Source organism: Candidatus Photobacterium acropomis (assembly GCF_030685555.1).
GTDB classification, from domain to species: Bacteria; Pseudomonadota; Gammaproteobacteria; order Enterobacterales; family Vibrionaceae; genus Photobacterium; species Photobacterium lucens.
The window spans coordinates 852,914-872,828 of the sequence record NZ_CP131609.1 but is presented as its reverse complement, the minus strand read 5'-3'; the positions used below and the strand labels follow the sequence as shown (position 1 = coordinate 872,828).

General features: G+C 44.5%; 19 protein-coding genes and 1 other RNA gene. 4 read left to right on the top strand and 16 right to left on the bottom strand.

Annotation, left to right across the window (positions count from 1 at the left end; genetic code table 11):
• Positions 1 to 6: 6 nt before the first annotated feature.
• The 14 genes from Q7657_RS10785 to rsmI form a co-directional block, all read right to left on the bottom strand.
• Positions 7 to 792, bottom strand: a complete 786-nt coding sequence (locus Q7657_RS10785) for a cell division protein FtsQ/DivIB (protein WP_053988064.1) — start codon at positions 790 to 792, stop codon at positions 7 to 9.
• A 276-nt stretch (positions 793 to 1,068) separates the two neighbouring features.
• Complete coding sequence (gene murC, locus Q7657_RS10780; protein WP_053988063.1) at positions 1,069 to 2,532, bottom strand: UDP-N-acetylmuramate--L-alanine ligase; 1,464 nt, start codon at positions 2,530 to 2,532, stop codon at positions 1,069 to 1,071.
• 15 nt (positions 2,533 to 2,547) lie between these two features.
• Positions 2,548 to 3,612, bottom strand: a complete 1,065-nt coding sequence (gene murG / locus Q7657_RS10775) for an undecaprenyldiphospho-muramoylpentapeptide beta-N-acetylglucosaminyltransferase (protein ID WP_107166891.1) — start codon at positions 3,610 to 3,612, stop codon at positions 2,548 to 2,550.
• On the bottom strand, positions 3,599 to 4,909 hold the full coding sequence (gene ftsW, locus Q7657_RS10770; protein WP_107166892.1) for a cell division protein FtsW: 1,311 nt from the start codon (positions 4,907 to 4,909) through the stop codon (positions 3,599 to 3,601). Before ftsW ends, murG begins: the two co-directional genes overlap by 14 nt.
• Positions 4,909 to 6,249, bottom strand: a complete 1,341-nt coding sequence (murD, locus tag Q7657_RS10765) for a UDP-N-acetylmuramoyl-L-alanine--D-glutamate ligase (protein WP_107166893.1) — start codon at positions 6,247 to 6,249, stop codon at positions 4,909 to 4,911. Before murD ends, ftsW begins: the two co-directional genes overlap by 1 nt.
• Positions 6,250 to 6,251: 2 nt before the next feature.
• Positions 6,252 to 7,334 (bottom strand): phospho-N-acetylmuramoyl-pentapeptide-transferase, encoded by a 1,083-nt coding sequence (gene mraY / locus Q7657_RS10760; RefSeq protein ID WP_053988059.1) that lies wholly within the window; start codon positions 7,332 to 7,334, stop codon positions 6,252 to 6,254.
• Positions 7,334 to 8,716, bottom strand: a complete 1,383-nt coding sequence (murF, locus tag Q7657_RS10755; protein ID WP_107166894.1) for a UDP-N-acetylmuramoyl-tripeptide--D-alanyl-D-alanine ligase — start codon at positions 8,714 to 8,716, stop codon at positions 7,334 to 7,336. The genes mraY and murF overlap by 1 nt, the downstream gene beginning before the upstream one ends.
• A complete protein-coding gene (gene murE / locus Q7657_RS10750) occupies positions 8,713 to 10,230 on the bottom strand; it encodes a UDP-N-acetylmuramoyl-L-alanyl-D-glutamate--2,6-diaminopimelate ligase (RefSeq protein ID WP_107166895.1) in 1,518 nt (505 codons plus the stop codon). Before murE ends, murF begins: the two co-directional genes overlap by 4 nt.
• A 3-nt stretch (positions 10,231 to 10,233) precedes the next feature.
• On the bottom strand, positions 10,234 to 11,982 hold the full coding sequence (locus Q7657_RS10745; RefSeq protein WP_053988056.1) for a penicillin-binding transpeptidase domain-containing protein: 1,749 nt from the start codon (positions 11,980 to 11,982) through the stop codon (positions 10,234 to 10,236).
• A 1-nt stretch (position 11,983) separates the two neighbouring features.
• On the bottom strand, positions 11,984 to 12,304 hold the full coding sequence (gene ftsL / locus Q7657_RS10740) for a cell division protein FtsL (protein WP_008987900.1): 321 nt from the start codon (positions 12,302 to 12,304) through the stop codon (positions 11,984 to 11,986).
• A complete protein-coding gene (gene rsmH, locus Q7657_RS10735) occupies positions 12,301 to 13,248 on the bottom strand; it encodes a 16S rRNA (cytosine(1402)-N(4))-methyltransferase RsmH (protein ID WP_023933638.1) in 948 nt (315 codons plus the stop codon). The genes ftsL and rsmH overlap by 4 nt, the downstream gene beginning before the upstream one ends.
• Before the next feature lie 14 nt (positions 13,249 to 13,262).
• On the bottom strand, positions 13,263 to 13,721 hold the full coding sequence (gene mraZ, locus Q7657_RS10730; RefSeq protein ID WP_008987898.1) for a division/cell wall cluster transcriptional repressor MraZ: 459 nt from the start codon (positions 13,719 to 13,721) through the stop codon (positions 13,263 to 13,265).
• A 267-nt stretch (positions 13,722 to 13,988) separates the two neighbouring features.
• An RNA gene (gene rnpB / locus Q7657_RS10725) (RNase P RNA component class A) lies at positions 13,989 to 14,374 on the bottom strand.
• Between the two features lie 150 nt (positions 14,375 to 14,524).
• Positions 14,525 to 15,385 (bottom strand): 16S rRNA (cytidine(1402)-2'-O)-methyltransferase, encoded by an 861-nt coding sequence (gene rsmI, locus Q7657_RS10720; RefSeq protein ID WP_053988054.1) that lies wholly within the window; start codon positions 15,383 to 15,385, stop codon positions 14,525 to 14,527.
• A gap of 103 nt (positions 15,386 to 15,488) precedes the next feature.
• On the opposite strand from rsmI, the gene Q7657_RS10715 reads away from it, so the two are divergent.
• Genes Q7657_RS10715 through Q7657_RS10700 form a run of 4 tightly spaced genes read left to right on the top strand, consistent with a single transcriptional unit; the run spans position 15,489 to position 18,704 of the window.
• Positions 15,489 to 17,213, top strand: a complete 1,725-nt coding sequence (locus Q7657_RS10715; RefSeq protein ID WP_258178284.1) for a penicillin-binding protein activator — start codon at positions 15,489 to 15,491, stop codon at positions 17,211 to 17,213.
• Positions 17,206 to 17,565 carry a YraN family protein gene (locus tag Q7657_RS10710; protein WP_258178288.1) on the top strand — a complete coding sequence of 120 codons (360 nt, stop codon included), beginning with the start codon at positions 17,206 to 17,208 and terminating at the stop codon, positions 17,563 to 17,565. The genes Q7657_RS10715 and Q7657_RS10710 overlap by 8 nt, the downstream gene beginning before the upstream one ends.
• 2 nt (positions 17,566 to 17,567) lie before the next feature.
• Positions 17,568 to 18,158, top strand: a complete 591-nt coding sequence (locus Q7657_RS10705) for a phosphoheptose isomerase (protein WP_008987894.1) — start codon at positions 17,568 to 17,570, stop codon at positions 18,156 to 18,158.
• Between the two features lie 3 nt (positions 18,159 to 18,161).
• Positions 18,162 to 18,704, top strand: coding sequence for a BON domain-containing protein (locus Q7657_RS10700; protein ID WP_107166898.1), 543 nt, complete (start codon positions 18,162 to 18,164; stop codon positions 18,702 to 18,704).
• A 64-nt stretch (positions 18,705 to 18,768) separates the two neighbouring features.
• Here Q7657_RS10700 and sspB read toward each other — a convergent pair whose 3' ends face one another.
• Positions 18,769 to 19,275, bottom strand: coding sequence for a ClpXP protease specificity-enhancing factor (gene sspB / locus Q7657_RS10695; protein ID WP_053988051.1), 507 nt, complete (start codon positions 19,273 to 19,275; stop codon positions 18,769 to 18,771).
• Position 19,276: 1 nt separating this feature from the next.
• Positions 19,277 to 19,915, bottom strand: a complete 639-nt coding sequence (sspA, locus tag Q7657_RS10690; RefSeq protein ID WP_008987891.1) for a stringent starvation protein SspA — start codon at positions 19,913 to 19,915, stop codon at positions 19,277 to 19,279.

The following is a 19,915-nucleotide window of genomic DNA, read 5'->3' as shown; positions in this document are numbered from 1 at the left end:
ACGCTCTTATTTGGTAGCTGATGCATTAGCATCATGTTCCGGTATTGTTTTCCAACCCACAGCTGCGCCAGTATCGTAACGCAAATCCACATAATCTATCGGTTTACCCAGTTTTACTAGTTCTGGATAAATTTCAATAAAACGCTTAAGACGCTCCATTCGCGCCTCTTGACCTAACTTAAGCGTGATGCCATTCGATAACAGTATCCGCCAAGCCCGACGTTCATTTAATGATAACGACGCGATACTTAAGCCAGCGTTTTTCAATACGGGACGCATTTCTCGCAAGGCTGCTAATACCTCAGGACTACTTGCCTCAGGGCCAGATAGATTAGCAAGGTTTAAATCGGCAACTTGCTCAGCAGGCGCTTTAAATACTTGACCATCTGTGTTGACCAAATATTTATGATCCCATTGCGCTACTGGTTGGTTTTCTACAATGAAAACTTTTATTGTATCAGGCCATTGTTTACGTACAGAAGCATGGGCTACCCAAGGTAATGCTTCTATATGCGCCTGAATTGTATCCACATCTTGGGTCATAAAAGTACCAAGATGATCGATAGTTAATATTGCCTGGCGTACATTGTCTTTGGTTAGATAATGCAATTGCCCCTGAATCACTAATTGTGACAAAGGCAGTCGGTTTGTATCTGTCATCCAGTCCTTTGTTGCACTGAATAACCAAACCGTGAAACCAATGACAAAGATGAAAAACGCCAATCCTCCCCAGCGCGAACGCTTTTTCGGAGATGGGAGTACATGCTCTTGGTCTACGACTTCTTCAGTCATTGTTTACTATTCGCCTTACCATTTCAGCTTCACCCAACCTTTCGGTACAAATAAGCTGTCAGCTATCACAGGTATAATAAGCAAAGTTGAACGATTATACCGAGCAACTCGACCCACTCCAACACTCATTAGGCGTTTTCGACGCATAACCTGAGAATAATTTTGTGTATACCTACCCAAATATCGAAAAAAGTAGCATAACTGGCTATTGTGTAGACAATCTATAGCCAGTCATTACCATTTACTTACAGCTGAATGCTTGACGTTATAACAAACTTATACGTCTTTTTGCATGATCTCGATATTTAGCTTCATATCTGCAAGCTGACGCGCTATTTTGCCGACATCACCTGCACCTTGTGTCAAAACTAAATCATCATTTTGAATAATATTCGCCAAGACTGCGGGTAATTCTTCTTTTTCAGGTACGAAAATAGGATCAATCTTACCGCGAGAACGAATGGTTCGACATAAAGCTCGACCATCCGCACCAGCGATTGGTGCTTCGCCTGCTGCATAAACATCTAGCATCACTAGCACATCGACTTGATCCAGTACATTTGCAAAGTCATCGTATAAATCACGAGTACGGCTATAACGGTGCGGCTGGAAGATCATCACTAGGCGCTTATCTTCCCAACCAGCGCGTGCAGCTTTGATCGTTACATCTACTTCGCTTGGGTGGTGACCATAATCATCCACCAGCATCACTTTACCGTTGCCAGTTTCAAATTCACCTAAATGATCAAAACGACGACCTGTGCCTTCAAATTCAACCAAGGCACGTAAGATAGCATCATCATCAACGCCTTCTTCAGTTGCAACAGCAATTGCCGCTGTCGCATTCAATGCATTATGTTTGCCTGGAATATTTAACGTAATATCCAGCGCAGGTTTGCCTTTACGTAGTACTGTAAAGTGACCTTGTTGACCTGTTTGGGTGTAGTTAACTAAACGTACATCTGCGTCTTCTGCAAAACCATACGTCAGCATTGGACGACCCACTCGTGGTAATAATTCACGTACCACAGGATCATCAATACACATTACGGCTAAACCATAAAACGGTAAATTATGTAGGAAATCAATGAAGGTTTGCTTTAATACTTCAAAGTCACCGCCATAAGTGTCCATATGATCGGCTTCAATGTTAGTAACCACACACACCATAGGTTGTAGGTGCAAGAACGACGCATCACTTTCGTCCGCTTCTGCAATCAAATAACGGCTACAACCTAAACGAGCATTGGTACCTGCACTTTTCACTAAACCACCGTTAACAAACGTTGGATCGAGACCTGCTTCAGAATAAATTTGTGTCGTAAGTGCCGTCGTTGTGGTTTTACCATGTGTTCCCGCAATAGCAATACCATGACGGTAACGCATTAGCTCTGCCAACATTTCAGCACGGCGAACAACGGGAATACGTAGCTCTGTTGCCGCCATTAGCTCTGGGTTTTCTTTGCTAATAGCCGTTGATGCTACCACGACGCTTGCGCCTTGTACGTTTTCAGCTGAGTGGCCAAAGAAGATCTCTGCACCTTTTGCTGTTAGACGGTTAGTCACGGCATTAGGCGCAATATCAGAACCACTAATACGGTAGCCTTCGTTTACAAGCACTTCAGCGATACCGCTCATGCCTGCACCACCAATGCCAACAAAGTGAATTCGCTCTACACGGCGCATCTCAGGCACCATTGTACGAATTTTTGCTAATTGCTGGTTATCCAGTTTACTCATCACTTTGTTCCCGTCTTAATTTTTTGCTAGTGATTTGATCACAGTCGCCACACGTTCATCAGCATCAAGAATGGCAGCATCACGTGCTGCACATGCCATTTGCTCTAACGCATGACGATCTAATTGTTGTATTTCTTGAGCTAAACCTGACACGGTCAGATCCATTTGTTCAATCATTTTGGCTGCACCACACTGTACCAAATGATCAGCATTTAACGCTTGCTGGCGATCTTTATGCATAAATGGAACAAAAATAGCACCCACACCCGCTGCAGATAATTCTGAAACCGTTAATGCACCTGAACGACAAACTACAAGATCTGCCCAGCTGTAGGCTGCAGCAACATCATCGATGAACTCGGTGACTTTGTGTGGAGTAGAAGTTTGCTCGGTATAAGCTTGCTCAGTAGATTGTTGACTACCTTTACCAGCTTGATGCCAAATCGTCACGCTATCACCTAACACTTTTGCCACTTCTGGCATAGTTTGGTTCAAAATACGTGCACCTTGGCTGCCCCCCATCACTAGAATGCGAATAGGACCAGTGCGTTCAGCAAAACGCTCTGTAGGCGCAGGCAAGACAGTAACATCATGACGAACAGGGTTTCCCACCACTTCTTTGTTTGGGAATGCACCTGGAAAGGCTTGCAGTACTTTAGCTGCAATTTTTGATAGCCACTGGTTAGTTAAACCCGCAACTGCATTTTGCTCATGCAGTACAACGGGTACACCTGATAACCATGCAGCGACGCCGCCTGGGCCACTCACATAACCGCCCATACCAAGCACGACATCAGGTTGCCATGCTTTGATGTATTTACGAGCTTGTAAAATAGCGCCAACAATTTTAAAAGGAGCGGTCAGTAAGCGCAGTACACCTTGACCACGTAAGCCTTTCACTTTAATGAAATCAATTTCAATACCATGTTTTGGTACTAAATCGGCTTCCATACGATCTGCGGTACCTAGCCAGCGGATCTCCCAGCCTTCTTGCTGTAATTTTTGTGCAACGGCAAGCCCTGGAAAAACGTGACCACCAGTGCCACCTGCCATTACTAATAAACGTTTATTCTTTGTCATGAGCGTCTTTTTTATCGTTCTCTAATTGAGTAGGCTCATCAAGTAAAGCCTCTGGGTCAATCGCAATTTGCTCGACTGCACCATCCATATTATCTAGCGCTTCGTCATCCACTTCAGCTGGCTCGTCAGATTCAAATTTGGCAGCAATACGCTGCTCAAAATCGATACGGATCAAAATAGCAACAGCTGCTGCCATAATAAACAGACTGGAACCACCGTAACTGATCAACGGCAATGTTAGACCTTTTGTTGGAACAATGCCGGCTGCGGCACCTACGTTTACAAGGGTTTGGAATGCGAACCAAAAACCGAAACCAAACGCAAGGAAACCACCAAACAGCTGACCTGTTTCAAGACATTTACGTCCAATCATTAAGGCTTTGTAAACCAGTGCAAAAAGTAAGCAAAGCACCACAATCACACCAGCAAGTCCTAGCTCTTCTGCTAGTACGGCAAATACGAAGTCAGTATGTGCTTCAGGAAGGTAAGCCAATTTTTGAATCGAGTTACCAAGCCCTTGTCCAAACCATTCTCCACGACCAAACGCCATTAAGGATTGGGTTAGCTGATAACCACTGCCGTAAGGATCTTGCCATGGGTCGAGGAAAGATGTAACACGGCGCATACGGTAAGGTTCTAAAATGATCAAAAAGGCAATACCGACAAGGGCAGTACCTAGCATCATTAAGAATTGCCATAACTTGGCACCGGCGATAAAGAGCATGCCGACAGTACCAACAAACATCACCACGGATGAGCCTAAGTCAGGCTGCATCAACAATAGCACACACAGAATACCAAGTACGCCAAGCGGCTTTAAAAAGCCAATAAAAGTACCACGGACTTGGTTGTACTGACGAACAAGATAACCTGCGAGGAAAATAAACAGGGAAAGCTTTGCCACTTCAGCAGGCTGTAAGTTAAAAATACCTAGCGGGATCCAACGTGCGGCACCGTTAACTGAACGACCGATGATTAGCACGACAGCCAGTAAGACTATCGATATAAATAACATCGGTACACTTAATTGCCTCCATCTTGCTAATGGTACCTGCAATACAATAGCACCGATCACTAAAGCACCCAGCAAAAAGAATGCATGACGATAAGCAAAATAAAAAGGAATGCCAGTAAGGCGTGTCGCTACAGGTACAGAAGCCGATGTCACCATTACAAGGCCGGTGATCATCAATGCAATCGCAATCCAGACTAATTGGCGATCATACAAACAGGGCTTACTTGGTTTAACAAACCAGCCCCCCACTGCAGCGAATCCATTACGGATCATTTTAAACATTAACTATTTCCTGAAACCGAATCTTGTAACTTAATCGCTTGCTCAACAAACGCATCGCCACGTGCCATAAAGTTGGCAAATTGATCCCAACTGGCACAGGCAGGAGATAACAACACCATATCGCCAGATTGGACGCGATGGCTCACTTGCTCCATTGCTTCGCTCATCGTTTCAACACTGATAACGTTATTAGTTACATCATCAAATAAGTGTCGATCACGACCAAAGCTATAAAGCTGTACGTTTAAGTCAGCAAGAACCGGTTTTAGTTCACTAAACTCCGCACCTTTGCTATCACCACCCATTAATAGGTGCAATTTACCATCAAGCTGTAAACCATTTAATGCTGCTAAAGTACTTGCAAGGTTAGTGGCTTTTGAGTCATTGACCCAGCGTACACCATGACGATTAACCGCTAATTGGCAACGGTGAGCAAGACCTGTGTAATGCTGCATTGCACGGCATGATGCGTCACGCGAAATACCAGCTGCATCAGCAAGCGCTAATGCCGCTAAACAGTTCGCCACATTGTGACGACCCACTAAAGCAATATCAGCGACCGCCATTACTGCTTCACCGTTTACAGCTAACCACTCTTTACCATCGACTAAAACGATGCCATAAGCCTTGTCATCAAAGCCAAAACTTGTCATCTCACCATTAAAGTGAGCAGGCTTTGTGGCTAAATCATCACGATTGAACACAGCTAGCTTTGCGTGATCAAAAATACGCATTTTTGCTTGGCTGTATTGTGCTAACCCGCCAGGGTAGCGATCCATGTGATCTTCAGAAAGGTTAAGATAAACCGCTGCGGTTAATTCAAGAGAGGATGTGGTTTCTAGTTGAAAGCTAGAGAGCTCTAGCACATATAACTGATGTTGCTGCACTAGCATATCCAGCGCTGCAAAGCCGATATTGCCGCCAACACCGACATCAATACCCGCTTCTTTTGCCATTTCACCTACAAGGCTCGTTACGGTACTTTTACCATTAGAGCCTGTGATCGCAACGACAGGTTTATCCACTTCACGAGCAAATAGCTCAATATCACCAATGATTTCTACGCCCGCCTCAGCAGCGAGTACAAGCTCTGGCGTTGCTAATGCAATACCAGGGCTTGCAATGATCATGTCAGCGGACAATAGCCATTCGGTATTCCATTGCCCACTACATAACGCTACCGACTCAGGCAGTTGATCTTGGCCAGGTGGATTGTCACGGGTATCAATCACTTTGATGGTCAATGATTGCGGTAAACGCATTAAATGATTAACAACAGAGAGCCCTGTCATCCCTAGACCGATCACAACGACCGTATTCACACCAGCCAAGCCTTTCATTTTTAACGTACCTTAAGTGTTGCTAACGCAATCAATACCAACATCAGTGTAATAATCCAAAAACGCACGATAACTCGTGGCTCTGGCCAGCCTTTTAATTCGTAGTGGTGATGGATCGGTGCCATACGGAAAATACGTTGACCACGTAGTTTGTATGAGCCGACCTGTAGGATCACCGATACAGTTTCCATTACAAATACACCGCCCATGATCACCAGCAGTAGCTCTTGACGAACTAATACTGCAATCGTACCCAGTGCACCACCTAATGCTAGTGAGCCAACATCGCCCATAAAGACTTGTGCTGGGTAAGTGTTAAACCATAAGAAGCCAAGACCTGCACCAACGATAGCCGTACAAACAATCACTAACTCGCCAGCATCTTTGATATAAGGAATATGAAGGTATTCTGCGTAGTTAAAGTTACCTGTCGCCCATGCAATAAATGCAAGACCTGCTGATACCATTACGGTTGGCATGATTGCTAAGCCATCAAGACCATCGGTTAGGTTTACTGCGTTACTGGTACCAACAATCACAAAGTAAGTCATGATGATGTAGAACAGACCAAGCTGAGGCATTACATCTTTAAAGAAAGGCACTACCAATTGAGTAGCGGCTGTATCTTTACCATAAGCATATAGCGCAAAAGCAACGACTAATGCGATAGCTGACTGCCAGAAGTACTTCCAACGGGCGATCAAACCATCGGTATTTTTACGTACCACTTTACGGTAATCATCAACAAAACCCACAGCACCATAGCCAAGCATCACAACCAGCACAGCCCAAACATAAGGGTTAGCTAAGTCACACCATAGCAATACCGTGAAAGTGATCGCAGCAAGGATCATAATACCGCCCATGGTTGGCGTACCACGCTTGCTAAAGTGAGACTCCGGTCCTTCGTTACGCACAACCTGACCAATTTGCAGCATCTGCAAGCGGGCAATTAAACGAGGTCCCATCCATAACGAGAAAAGTAACGCTGTTAGAATACTCATGATCGCTCGGAACGTGAGGTACTCAAATAAGCGGAAAAACGGGATTGTTGACTGAAACTGTTCAGCTAACCAGTAAATCATTATTTATCATCCTGCAATGCTGCAATAACGTCTTCCATTTTCGAGCTTCTAGCGCCTTTTACAAGCACCGTCACTTGCTCAAAGTCTGGTTGACTAAAATGTTGTTGTAATTGTTGTTTAAGTAATGCGATCAGCGCTGTTTTATCGGTAAAGTGTTGCCCTTGGTTTAGTTCGCTAACCACGGCACTTGCACGACCAAACGTCATCACACAATCAAGCTGTTTTGCTTGCGCATATTCACCCACTTCACGGTGAAGATTATCGCTTTCCTCACCTAGCTCAGCCATATCTCCTAAGATGAAATAACGCTGACCTTGGAAATTGGCTAATACATCAATTGCGGCTTTTACTGCAGCAACACTGGCGTTATACGTATCATCAATCAGACGTAAACCCGCACGAGGCTCAGTAATATCTAAACGACCTTTCACGTTCGCCATAGTCTCTAGCCCAGCTTTCACTTCTGCAAGTGTTGCACCTAACGAAATAGTTAATGCTGCTGCTGCCAGTGCATTCGCCACATTGTGCATACCCGCCAGAGTTAGATTCACTTCAACCTTGCCAATCGGGGTGCACATTGTAAAACAGGCTAACCCTTGAGTGTTAATGTTTATCTGCTCGGCATGGTAGTCAGCGTCAGGTGCGGTTGCAGAGAAAGTAAGCACTTGATGCTGTGCAAGCAATGGCTGCCATAGCGGTAAGTCATTTGAATCAAGGTTAACAATAGCAATCCCACCATCACTTAACCCTTCGAAGATTTCACCTTTCGCTTTTGCCACACCTTTAAGTGAGCCAAAACCTTCCAGATGCGCTGCCGCCAAATTATTAATAAGCGCGACATCAGGCTTAACTAAATGAGTGGTATAAGAAATCTCTTGTTGGTGATTTGCACCAAGCTCGATCACAGCGTATTGGTACTCAGGCGTTAGACGCAGTAGCGTTAATGGTGCACCAATGTCGTTATTAAAGTTGCCCGCTGTCGCTAATACATTGCCTTTGGTTGCGAGAATAGCTGCAGACATTTCTTTTACTGTGGTTTTACCGCAGCTACCTGTTAGCGCTAATGTCTTTAAACCGTGTTTTTGAGCCATTTCCGCTTTTAGCCATGCGCCCATTTGCCCTAAAGCAATACGGGTATCTGTCACAACCAACTGAGGTAACTCGACAGGTAAGCGTTTACTTACCAACAGAGCTTTAGCACCGTTATCTTTCGCCGTTTGGCAAAAATCATGAGCATCAAAACGCTCGCCTTTTAAGGCAATAAACAGCGTTTCGGCAGAGATATTTCGCGTATCGGTTGATACCGCAGAAATTGATGTGTCCGCACCAATAAGCTCGGCATTTAATACCGATACAAGCTGACTTAATTGAACCTCAATCATGCCAATTCCTTTAATAATGCAGCAACCGTTTCACGGTCAGAATAATGGATCGTACGATCCGCTAGAATTTGATAATCCTCATGCCCTTTACCTGCCACTAAAATAATGTCTTGGTGAGAAGCATGAGTAAATGCATGGCGACAAGCCGTTGCACGATCGTGGATCACTGATGCAGATTGTGGCGCGTTTAGACCAGCCAACATATCTGCAATAATTGTCTTAGGATCTTCACTGCGAGGGTTATCATCAGTCAGAATAATTTGATCGGCAAGGCGCTCAGCAACCTCTGCCATCATTGGGCGTTTACCGCTATCGCGATCGCCACCACAACCAAAGATACACCATAGCTTTCCATCACAATGTACACGCAGAGCTTGCAATGCTTTTTCTAATGCATCTGGTGTGTGAGCATAATCGACCACCATCATCGCTTTGTCATTGGCTTGAAAAACTTCCATTCGACCAATCACCGCCTGTAGTTGCGGTGCTTTTTCAAGTAAATCAGCCATAGGATGACCTGTTGCTAATAACGTCGCCAATGCCAGCAATAAATTAGTGACATTAAATGAACCAACTAATGGTGCGGTAAATTTGCCTTGCCCCCAACTAGAATCAAAAGCAATGGTGACACCTTGGGTACTGAACTGCACCTCTGTTGCCCAAAGCTTTAAGCCCGTATGCTCAGCAACCGCCTCAGGTTCAATAGCAACGGCAACAGCATGCGTTAAGTCATGGAGCCACTTAGCACCGACAGCATCATCTGCATTAATGATCGGCACACCCGTATCATGCTCAGTAAACAAAGACTTCTTTGCATCAGCATAATTTTGCATGTTGCCATGATAATCAAGATGATCACGACTTAAATTAGTAAAAATACTCGCTTTGAAATGCAGATCACGTACTCGACCTTGAACAAGGCCATGAGAAGAGACTTCCATCGCTGCAAAATCAGCACCTTGCGCCACTAAACCCGCTAACGTTTGCTGGATCTCAATCGCACTACCCGTGGTATTTGCCGCAGGCTTTAGATCAGTAAGTAAACCATTACCTGTGGTCCCCATCACACCAGCTTTATAGCCAATAAGATTTGCCCATTGCGCTAATAATTGGCTGATCGTGGTTTTACCGTTAGTTCCCGTTACCGCATATAGTGCAAGTTGCTGATCTGGTTCACCATAGAAGCGCCCAGCAATCGAAGATAACTTTTGATTTAAATCCTGCAAGTAGACAATACAACTACCGTCTTGCAGCACAATATCACCATCTTGTGCAACACCATCAGCTTCTGCAATCACGGCAGCAGCACCAGCCTTAATTGCCGTTTCAATAAAACGACGACCATCAACCGTATGTCCTTTTACAGCAGCAAACAAGCTGCCTGCGGCAACTTGTCGGCTATCCAATGTTATCGCGCTAATCTGGCAATCAGTAAGTTCAAGAGGCAACTTATCTTTTGCTAACCAAGGTGATAACAGCATCTCTAATTTCATCATAATGCGTGACGATGCCATTATTTACGCTCCCTTATCGACTTTATGTAAGGTATTTGCATCAGGCGGCACGTTCAGAATTTGTAATGCACTACCTAACACTTTTGACAGAATTGGCGCAGCAACCGCACCACCATAGTAAACCTTACCTTTTGGCTCATTCACCATCACCACAATCGCTAAGCGCGGGTTACTGATCGGTGCAACACCCACGGTGTATGAGAAGTAATCATCACCATAACCACCAGCAATTGCCTTTTTAGCCGTACCCGTTTTCACACCAACACGGTAGCCAGGAACAGCTGCACGCCAACCACCGCCGCCACCGGCTTTGTCGGTTACAGATTCAATCATTAACAAGATTTTCTTAACGATCTTAGGATCAAGTACTTGCTCACCCGGTACCACTTTTTCCGTTTTTAAAATAGATAACGGTCGCTTGATACCGTAAGCACCTAGCGTTGTGTAAGCGTGAAGGAGCTGAAGTGGTGTTAACGATAAACCATAACCATAAGCAAAGGTTGCACGTTCAATATCAGACCAACGAGAACGGTTTGGAAAGTGGCCTGTTGTTTCACCAATTAAGTTAATGCCCGATGGCTCATCAAAGCCCACTTTACGATAAGTATCAATCAAGTAATCCACCGGCATCGCCAGTGATAACTTAGTCACACCAATGTTACTCGATTTTTGCAAGATACGTTGTACGGTTGCCATCGGCTCAATACGTGATACGTCAGTGATCACCTTGCTGCCTACTCGGAAATGCTTACCTGGGATCGAAATCAGCGTATGTTCATTCGCGATGCCATGCTTCATCGCAGTGTAAACAACAAATGGCTTCACCGTTGAGCCTGGCTCAAAGGTATCAGTGATCACACGGTTACGCATTTTGTACGGCTGGCGATCATCACGGTTATTCGGGTTGAAAGATGGCGCATTGACCATCGCGAGAATTTCACCCGTTCGCACATCAGAAATAGCAATACTAACGGACGTTGCTGGAATATCTAACACACCCTCTTTAGCTGCACGGTAAGCAACAGCCTGAATGCGTTGATCAATACTTAATTGCAACGGTTTGCCCGGCTGGCGTTTTTGTTGTGAGATATTTTCAACCACACGACCGTAGCGATCTTTACGCACTGTTCGGCGCCCCGGCTCCCCGGTTAACCAACCGTCATACGTTTTTTCAACACCATCAAGACCGTGACCATCAATACCTGTAAAACCAAGTAGATGGGCACTTACTTCACCCGATGGATAAAAACGACGAGATTCATCTTTAAGACCAATGCCTGGCAGTTTTAATTTATGGACATAGTTCGCCATCGCAGGGCTTACTTGGCGGGCAAGATAAATAAATTTACGTTTTTTCTTAGAATCTAATTCATGCAGTAGCCAACTACGGTCAAGACCTAATACATCAGCCAGTGCATGCCATCGTTCAACATCACTCAAACCGCCATGCTTAAAAATTTCAGAAGGGTTAGCGAATACAGCCTGAACAGGCACACTCACAGCTAACTGCTCACCATTTCTATCGGAAATAATACCGCGAGCTGAAGGCATTAGTTTAGTACGTAGTGAACGTGCGTCACCTTCTTGAATAAGGCGGCCCGGTTCAAGGACTTGGATATACGCGGCGCGAGCAATAAGGCCAAAGAAGCCTAACAAAACAAAAATACACACAACCGTGAAGCGCCATTTAATCAAGGGCTTTGCTTTTTTAGTTGCACTGTTCTTAGACTTCGAACGATTAAATAACTTCATATTATTGAATTACGACTTCACTATCGGCAGATGGACGTTGCATTTTGAGTTCAGTTTCTGCTAATCGTTCGATTCGACTGTGCTCTGCAAGTGAATTTTCTTCGAGGATTTGATTTCGCCATTCCACATCATAGCCTTCACGCTCAGTTAATAATTGCTCTTGTTTAACAATTTGTTGGCGTGTGTCGTGAGTGATATACACCACTGAAAGTGCCGATGCGAGAATAGCAAAGGTTAGAATGAGTGGAACAAGCCCGACTGTAACGAGATCTCGTCCAATCAGGCGTGCCAGATTCAATGATGATTCTGTAGGTTGTTTCATAGACGTTCAGCCAAACGCAGTACCGAGCTACGTGCTCGTGTATTATGACCTAACTCTGTTTGCGATGGTTTAATCGCTTTACCTACGGTTTTAAGCGCAGCACTGCCTAGTGCTTTAATTTGCTCTTCCGTTAACGGTAAACCGGCTGGCACTTCAGGGCCTTTACTTTCCTTACGGATAAAGCGTTTCACCATACGATCTTCTAGAGAGTGGAAGCTGATCACCGATAAGCGACCTTCAGGAGCTAAAATATTCACGGCACCATTTAAGGCTGTTTGGATTTCATCCAGCTCACTATTGATGTAAATACGAATAGCTTGGAAACTACGTGTTGCAGGGTGTTTATGCTTGTCTTTAAATGGTGAAACTTCAGCGATTAGGCTCGCTAACTGACGAGTACGTGTTAACGGCTCTTTTTCAGGATCTTCACGATGCTCAACAATGCCGCGAGCAATACGCTTAGCAAAACGTTCTTCACCAAACTCTTTTAGCACCCAAGCAATATCATCCGCTTCCGCTTCCGCCAACCATTCAGCGGCCGACTGACCTGATGTTGGATCCATTCGCATGTCTAGTGGGCCGTCACGCATAAAGCTAAAACCACGCTCAGCGTCATCTAACTGTGGTGACGACACCCCAAGATCGAGTAACACACCATCAACACGACCAATCAAGTCACGCTCTTCCATATATTTCTCCATACCAGAGAAAGGACCATGGATAATTTCAAAGCGCGGATCATTGATCTTCTGAGCTTCGGCAATGGCCTGAGGATCGCGATCAATACTGTATAGACGACCATTCTCACCTAACTGAGAAAGAATAAGGCGGCTATGTCCCCCACGGCCGAAGGTACCATCGATATAAATACCGTCAGGTTTAATTGCTAGTCCGTCTACAGATTCATGAAGTAAAACGGAAACGTGCTCAAATTGTTCAGACATAAATATAAGTTCAGCTAAAGTGAAAGCTCACTAAGGCGCGATGATTGTGCTAACGCGTCCTCAGCCTGAAGGTTGATATCGAGTTCAATTTGCTGTTGCCATAACACATCAGACCAAATTTCAAATTTATTGAGTTGGCCAACAAGCATGATTTTATCTTGTAAGTGAGCGTATTGTCGTAAGGTTGGTGAGAGTAAAATTCGTCCCTGTCCATCCATTTCACATTCACTTGCATGGCCAAGCAACAATCGTTGAATTCGGCGCTCTGCAGGGTGAAGGCTTGATAATGTCGCTAACTTCGCTTCTATGTGCTCCCATTCATTGATGGGATAAAGCAACAAGCAAGAAAACTGGTGATCAATAGTGCAAATGAATAAGCCGCCACATTGTTCGGTGATCCATTGTCGATAACGTTTCGGGATCGCTATGCGTCCTTTGCTATCAATAGATATCGATGTTGCGCCTCTTAGCATTTTTTAGTCCATTCCATGATACTAAAAATCAGTGATTGATACTGACTTTAGCAGAATAAAAACAGAGAGAATGAGACTGCACCACTTTTCCCCACAAATTCCCACCACAAAGTGTACGTATGAGACAAAAACGATGTCAAGCGCATGGCCTTAATTCAAACAGAGTTCTAACACTCCATTGTTTGCTATGCGTAATGTAATGCTTTTATGGGGGAATAAGACGAAAAAAAGGTGGTGTTTGTTATCCAAACACCACCTTCTCTAAATGTAGGGAGTCGGTCGATAAGCCGGGTTTTGTTCCGCTTGCGCGGCGGCAATCATTCATCTAGGTCTGCAATCGCTCACAGACTCAAGCAACCTACCCGTCCCCAACGCGGGCCGCGCCATTAGGGACCTATTTGGTCTTGCTCCGGGTGGAGTTTACCGTGCCACGAACTATTACTAGACGCGCGGTGCGCTCTTACCGCACCCTTTCACCCTTACCTGTGCCCCTGCGAAAATGGGCCATCGGCGGTTTACTCTCTGCTGCACTGGTCGTAGGCTTTCGCCCCCCAGACGTTATCTGGCACCCTGCCCTATGGAGCCCGGACTTTCCTCCCCTTCATCAGTCTCCCAAAGGACATCAATGAAGCAGCGATCACCTGACCAACTCCGAGGCGGATTGTATAAGACAACCATCACAGTTACCAGTGAAAAACGAAACAAAGTCACAGCATGAGCAAAAAAACAGCAAAAGCGTTTATTGCTCACGTAATTTCATCTTAATCGATGCACTTTTTTTATTCCCTTCTTCGCCATCTCAATTATTCGAGATGCTCTAACCCCCACTTGTACAGTGCGTTCTTCTTAGCACCGTGAATTTCAGCGGTTAGTGCCGCTGCTTTTTTCAATGGTAATTCTTTCGCAAGTAAACCCAGCGTACGCAATGCATCAGCAGGTAATTCATCTTTTTGTGCACGGTGACCTGCAACCAATACCACCATTTCACCACGTACTCGGTTACTGTCTTCAGCCAACCACTCAATTAACTCTCCTAGTGGTGCACCATGAATTGTTTCATAAGTTTTTGTTAACTCACGCGCTAATACTACTTGGCGTTCGGCACCAAGCACGGCTAACATATCACTCAGGGAATCATTAATGCGATGTGGCGATTCGTAGAAAATCAGTGTTCGTTCATCATTCGCTAACGCTTGAAAACAGTCTCGGCGACCTTTACTTTTGGGTGGTAAAAAGCCCTCAAAACTGAATCGGTCTGAAGGTAAACCAGCACCGCTCAAAGCAGTGATCACTGCACATGGGCCAGGTAATGGCACAACTTTAACACCCGCTTGACGACAGCGATTCACAAGATGATACCCTGGATCACTTATCAGCGGAGTACCAGCATCAGAGACCAACGCAATGCTAGTACCTGACTGAAGCTTCTCGATCAAAAAATCAGCTTTTTGCTGTTCGTTATGATCATGAAGCGCAAAGGTGCGGGTTGAGATAGAGAAATGGGATAACAAGCGTGATGTATGGCGAGTATCTTCAGCAGCAATCAAATCAACATTTGCTAATACGTCTAATGCTCGTTGGGTTATATCAGCCAAATTACCGATGGGTGTAGGTACGATGTACAACGTAGCAACATCAACCATGCTTGAATTGGTTTCACTCATTTGTCTTAGATCTCATCTGCAATTAATATCAAGAGTAATTTGTCACAGTTGAATGAATTCAATGCCCAATTTTACCCATAAGCGTAAAAGTGTATCACGACTGATGGCGCCTGTAGCCCTTGCTGTAGTTTTAGCAGGCTGTAGTACGCCAAACCTGTATAACCAACAGGCTCCGTTAACTGATATCACTGCGGCAGCCGCTCAAAGCTCAGCCGCTTACCTCAGTAAAGCTCAAGCCAGCAAAGGTGCCGAGCGCATTAACTGGGAAATTCTAGCTCTTAAAGCCATGATTGAAGAAGGCAAATGGCAGCAAGCTGACCAACAAATTGCCAAACTTTCACAACAATCAATGAGCCCATTGCAAATTGCTGAATGGCAACTTGCACGCGCAGCTGTGCGTTATCATCAAGGGCAATACCAAGAAGCACTAAACAGCTTAAATTTCCAACCATCTTGGCAGTTAACGAAGAGTCAATACCGACGCTATCACACTTTCCGTGCTGAATTATTAGATCAACTTAATCACCAATTTCAAGCCGCGCGTGAACGCAGTAAACTTGATTTCTACTTAAGTAATGATCAAAAAGCAGCAAACTGGAACAATCTATGGCATGACTTATCAGGCTATTCAAATACACAACTGAGTAATGCCAAAATTGGTAGCGATGAAAGTGTATTGAAAGGTTGGGTTGAATTAGCCATGTTGAAAAACAGTGCTGCTCGCCAACCTGGCAAACTAAAAGAAGCCGTGGAGCAATGGCTAAGCCAACATCCATACCATCCAGCTAATCAGTACTTACCGACTGAACTTGAAGCGGTGATGAACTTAAAAGCAATCAAACTTGATAACGTAGCGCTATTACTACCATTGTCAGGTCGTTTTGCTGCGCAAGGTAAAACCGTACGTGATGGCTTTGTTAATGCAATGATGGATGATGCTAGTCGTGGTACAGATACCGATCTGAATATCTACGATACTGAAGCAGAGCCAATGGCTTCGATCATGGCAAAACTACAACAAAACGGTACTCAGTTTGTTGTAGGTCCACTTCGTAAAGATAAGATCCTTGAGTTCCAACGTGATAACAACACGCACATCAATACATTGGCGCTAAACCTTCCACCAGAAATCAATAACAATCACCCGAATGCATGTTATTTTGCGCTATCACCTGAGCAAGATGCAGAGCAAGCGGCAGAGCGTATCTTTAATGAAGGTCATCGCAATCCGGTGGTATTGGTGCCAGGCAATAGCTATGGTCAACGTGTAAGCGCTGCATTTAATCAAGAATGGTCGAGCTTAAATAGCCAGCCAGCACAAGTGGTAACTTTTGGCTCTCGCGGTGAAATCCCACAGCAGATCCGTCAAGCATTTGGACGAGCTCCAGGTAGCCACACTGATGCGATCTACGTTATTGCCAGTAAAACAGAGTTAATGACCATCAAGCCATTTATTGAAGCGTCATTGCCTGCAAGTGGTAACCCACCACAAATTTACGTGAGCTCTCGTAGTAACTCAGACAATAAATCAAACTCTCCAGAGATCCGTGGTTTAGAAGTAGGGGATATTCCACTACTGATCAATCCACCTGCAGATTACATGGCGCGTTTCAATCAACTATGGCCAAATGAGGGAAATACCAGTATTCGTCTTCATGCCTTTGGTATGGATGCTTACCTGTTAAGCAAAGAGCTGCCACAAATGCGTACGATGAGTGATTACACCACTCAAGGCGCAACCGGTAAATTAAGTGCTGATAGCCAATGTGTTATTCATCGCCAAATTGACTGGGGTAAGTTCACAGCAGACGGTATTCAACCTGAATAAACGACAGCAAGGTCAAGCTTATGAACGGATGGCGGAGCAGTTTCTGTCTCGCCATCGTCTTAAGCTTGTTGAACGAAATTTTAGCTGTCGCAGCGGTGAAATAGATTTAATTATGCGACAGGGTAAATGTTTTGTTTTTATTGAAGTAAAATACCGAACACATCGCCATTTCGGTTCGGCTTCAGAAGCGGTGAATTGGCACAAACAACAGAAATTAAAACGCACCGCCCTTTTTTGGTTACAAAAAAATGGCTTTTCAATTGATCAAACGGAATGCCGATTTGATGTCGTGACAATTGAAGGTCAAGAACACCATATTGAGTGGCATACCAACATCTTAGTTGAAGGTTAATCATGCTAGATAGCATTCGTGAAAGTTTTACCGAAAGTATTCAAACTCAAATTGCCGCCGCAGAAGCTCTGCCAGATTCCATTTCCAAAGCAGCCCAAGTGATGGTGCAAAGCCTTTTAAACGGCAACAAAATTTTATGTTGTGGTAATGGTGGCTCAGCTGCTAACTCACAGCACTTTGCTTCTTGTTTAATCAACCGTTTTGAAACTGAACGTCCAAGCTTACCAGCATTAGCATTAACGGCAGATACTACGATCCTCACCGCTGTTGCTAACGACTACCACCATGATGAAGTGTTTTCAAAGCAAGTACGCGCTTTAGGTCAAGCCGGTGATATTTTATTTGTATTATCAACCAGTGGTAACAGTAAAAATATTATCAAAGCGATGGAAGCGGCACTAACACGTGATATGACCATTATTGCTCTAACAGGTAAAGATGGTGGTGAAATGGCTGGATTACTGGGCATACAAGATGTTGAGATCCGAATTCCCTCTCAGCGCACAGCCCGTATTCAAGAAGTGCATTTACTTACTGTACACTGCCTTTGTGATCTCATTGACCAAGTACTATTTCCCCATCACGAAGGATAAATCATGCGCTGGCTCACTCGCCTACTGATCGCTTTTGTCTTTGTATTACAAGGATGCTCAAGCTTTTCAACTCAAGATCCGCGTGATGTCGAACAACACTGGGATGATCAAAAAATAGAAATGGATGTTGCGGGAATGGCAAACAGTCGTCAATTTACCCGTACTGCTAGTATTAACAGTGTCTCTTTAGATGGTAATGTACTGCTGATAGGTCAAGTCACCTCTCCTACTGTTAAGGAGCAATTTGCCCAGCAAGTCAAACATATTGCTAACGTTGAACATGTCTATAACCAGCTAGAAGTCAGACCATTACTAGGTTTTGGCGACATCAGTTACGATGCTTGGCTGACCACCAAGGTAAAATCACAACTGATCGCAAGCAAACAGCTAACAGGTGCAGTGATCAAAGTGATCAGTGAAGGTGGAAAAGTTTATCTACTCGGCTATGTCACCCCTCGTCAAGGGGAGATTGCGGTTAACATTGCTCGTAATGTTGGTGGAGTGCAAAAGGTAGTTACGCTATTTGAGAAAAACCCAAATAGTTAAATAACAGCACTTTCTAAACATAAAAAAACGCAGCCTAGTGGCTGCGTTTTTCTTTGGTATCTACTTATTTCACAACACGTAGACTTGGACGACCACGAGGACGTGGTGGCTCATCATCTGGATCATCACTACCTACTGTTTCAGTTTCACTAACTACAGCAAATGGTGATGTTGATTCTGGAGCCTCATCAATCATATCTTCTGCTTCTTCAGCATCGTCAAAGACTGGCATATCTGTTTCGTAGCTAGGCTCTGGCTCAAACATCGTTCCTGCACCGTTTTCACGGGCATAGATAGCAAGCACAGCGTACATAGGTACGATAACAGAGTGTGGACGACCACTAAAACGCGCATTAAAGCTTACCGCTTCATTGCCAAGTTCTAAATTACCCACAGCGCGAGGAGCGATGTTTAGGATGATTTGACCATCACTCACAAACTCCATCGGCACTTTCACACCCGGTAATGTTGCATCAACAACAAGGTGTGGAGTGAGATCGTTATCCACTAACCAATCATAAAACGCGCGCAGTAGATAAGGTCGACGCGGCGTCATTTTTTCCATATCCATATTACTGGCCAGCTAAACGCATTTCACGTTCAGCTTCAGTTAATGAAGCAAGGAAAGAATCACGTTCAAATACACGTGTCATGTAAGTTTTAACTTCTTTTGCACCAGCGCCGCTTAGCTCAATACCCATTTCAGGTAAGCGCCATAACAGTGGAGCTAGGTAACAATCAACAAGGCTGAACTCGTCACTCATGAAGAATGGGAATTCTGCAAATACTGGTGCTAATGCAAGTAACTCTTCACGTAATTGCTTACGCGCTTTATCAGCTTCATCGGCAGAGCCAGTCTTGATCTTCTCAGCAAGTGAGTACCAGTTGCGCTCAACACGGTACATCATTAGACGGCTGTTACCACGAGCAACAGGGTAAACCGGCATTAGAGGTGGGTGAGGAAAACGCTCATCCAAGTACTCCATAATGATGTTCGCTTGGTATAGTGCTAATTCACGATCAACCAATGTTGGAACTGACTGATATGGGTTCAGCTCTAACAGATCTTCAGGTAGATTCAATGGATCAACCAATTCAATTTCAACACTAACACCTTTTTCGGCTAGTACGATACGCACCTGATGGCTGTAGATGTCTGAAGCATCAGAATACAGAGTCATCACAGAGCGTTTATTGGCAGCAACAGCCAT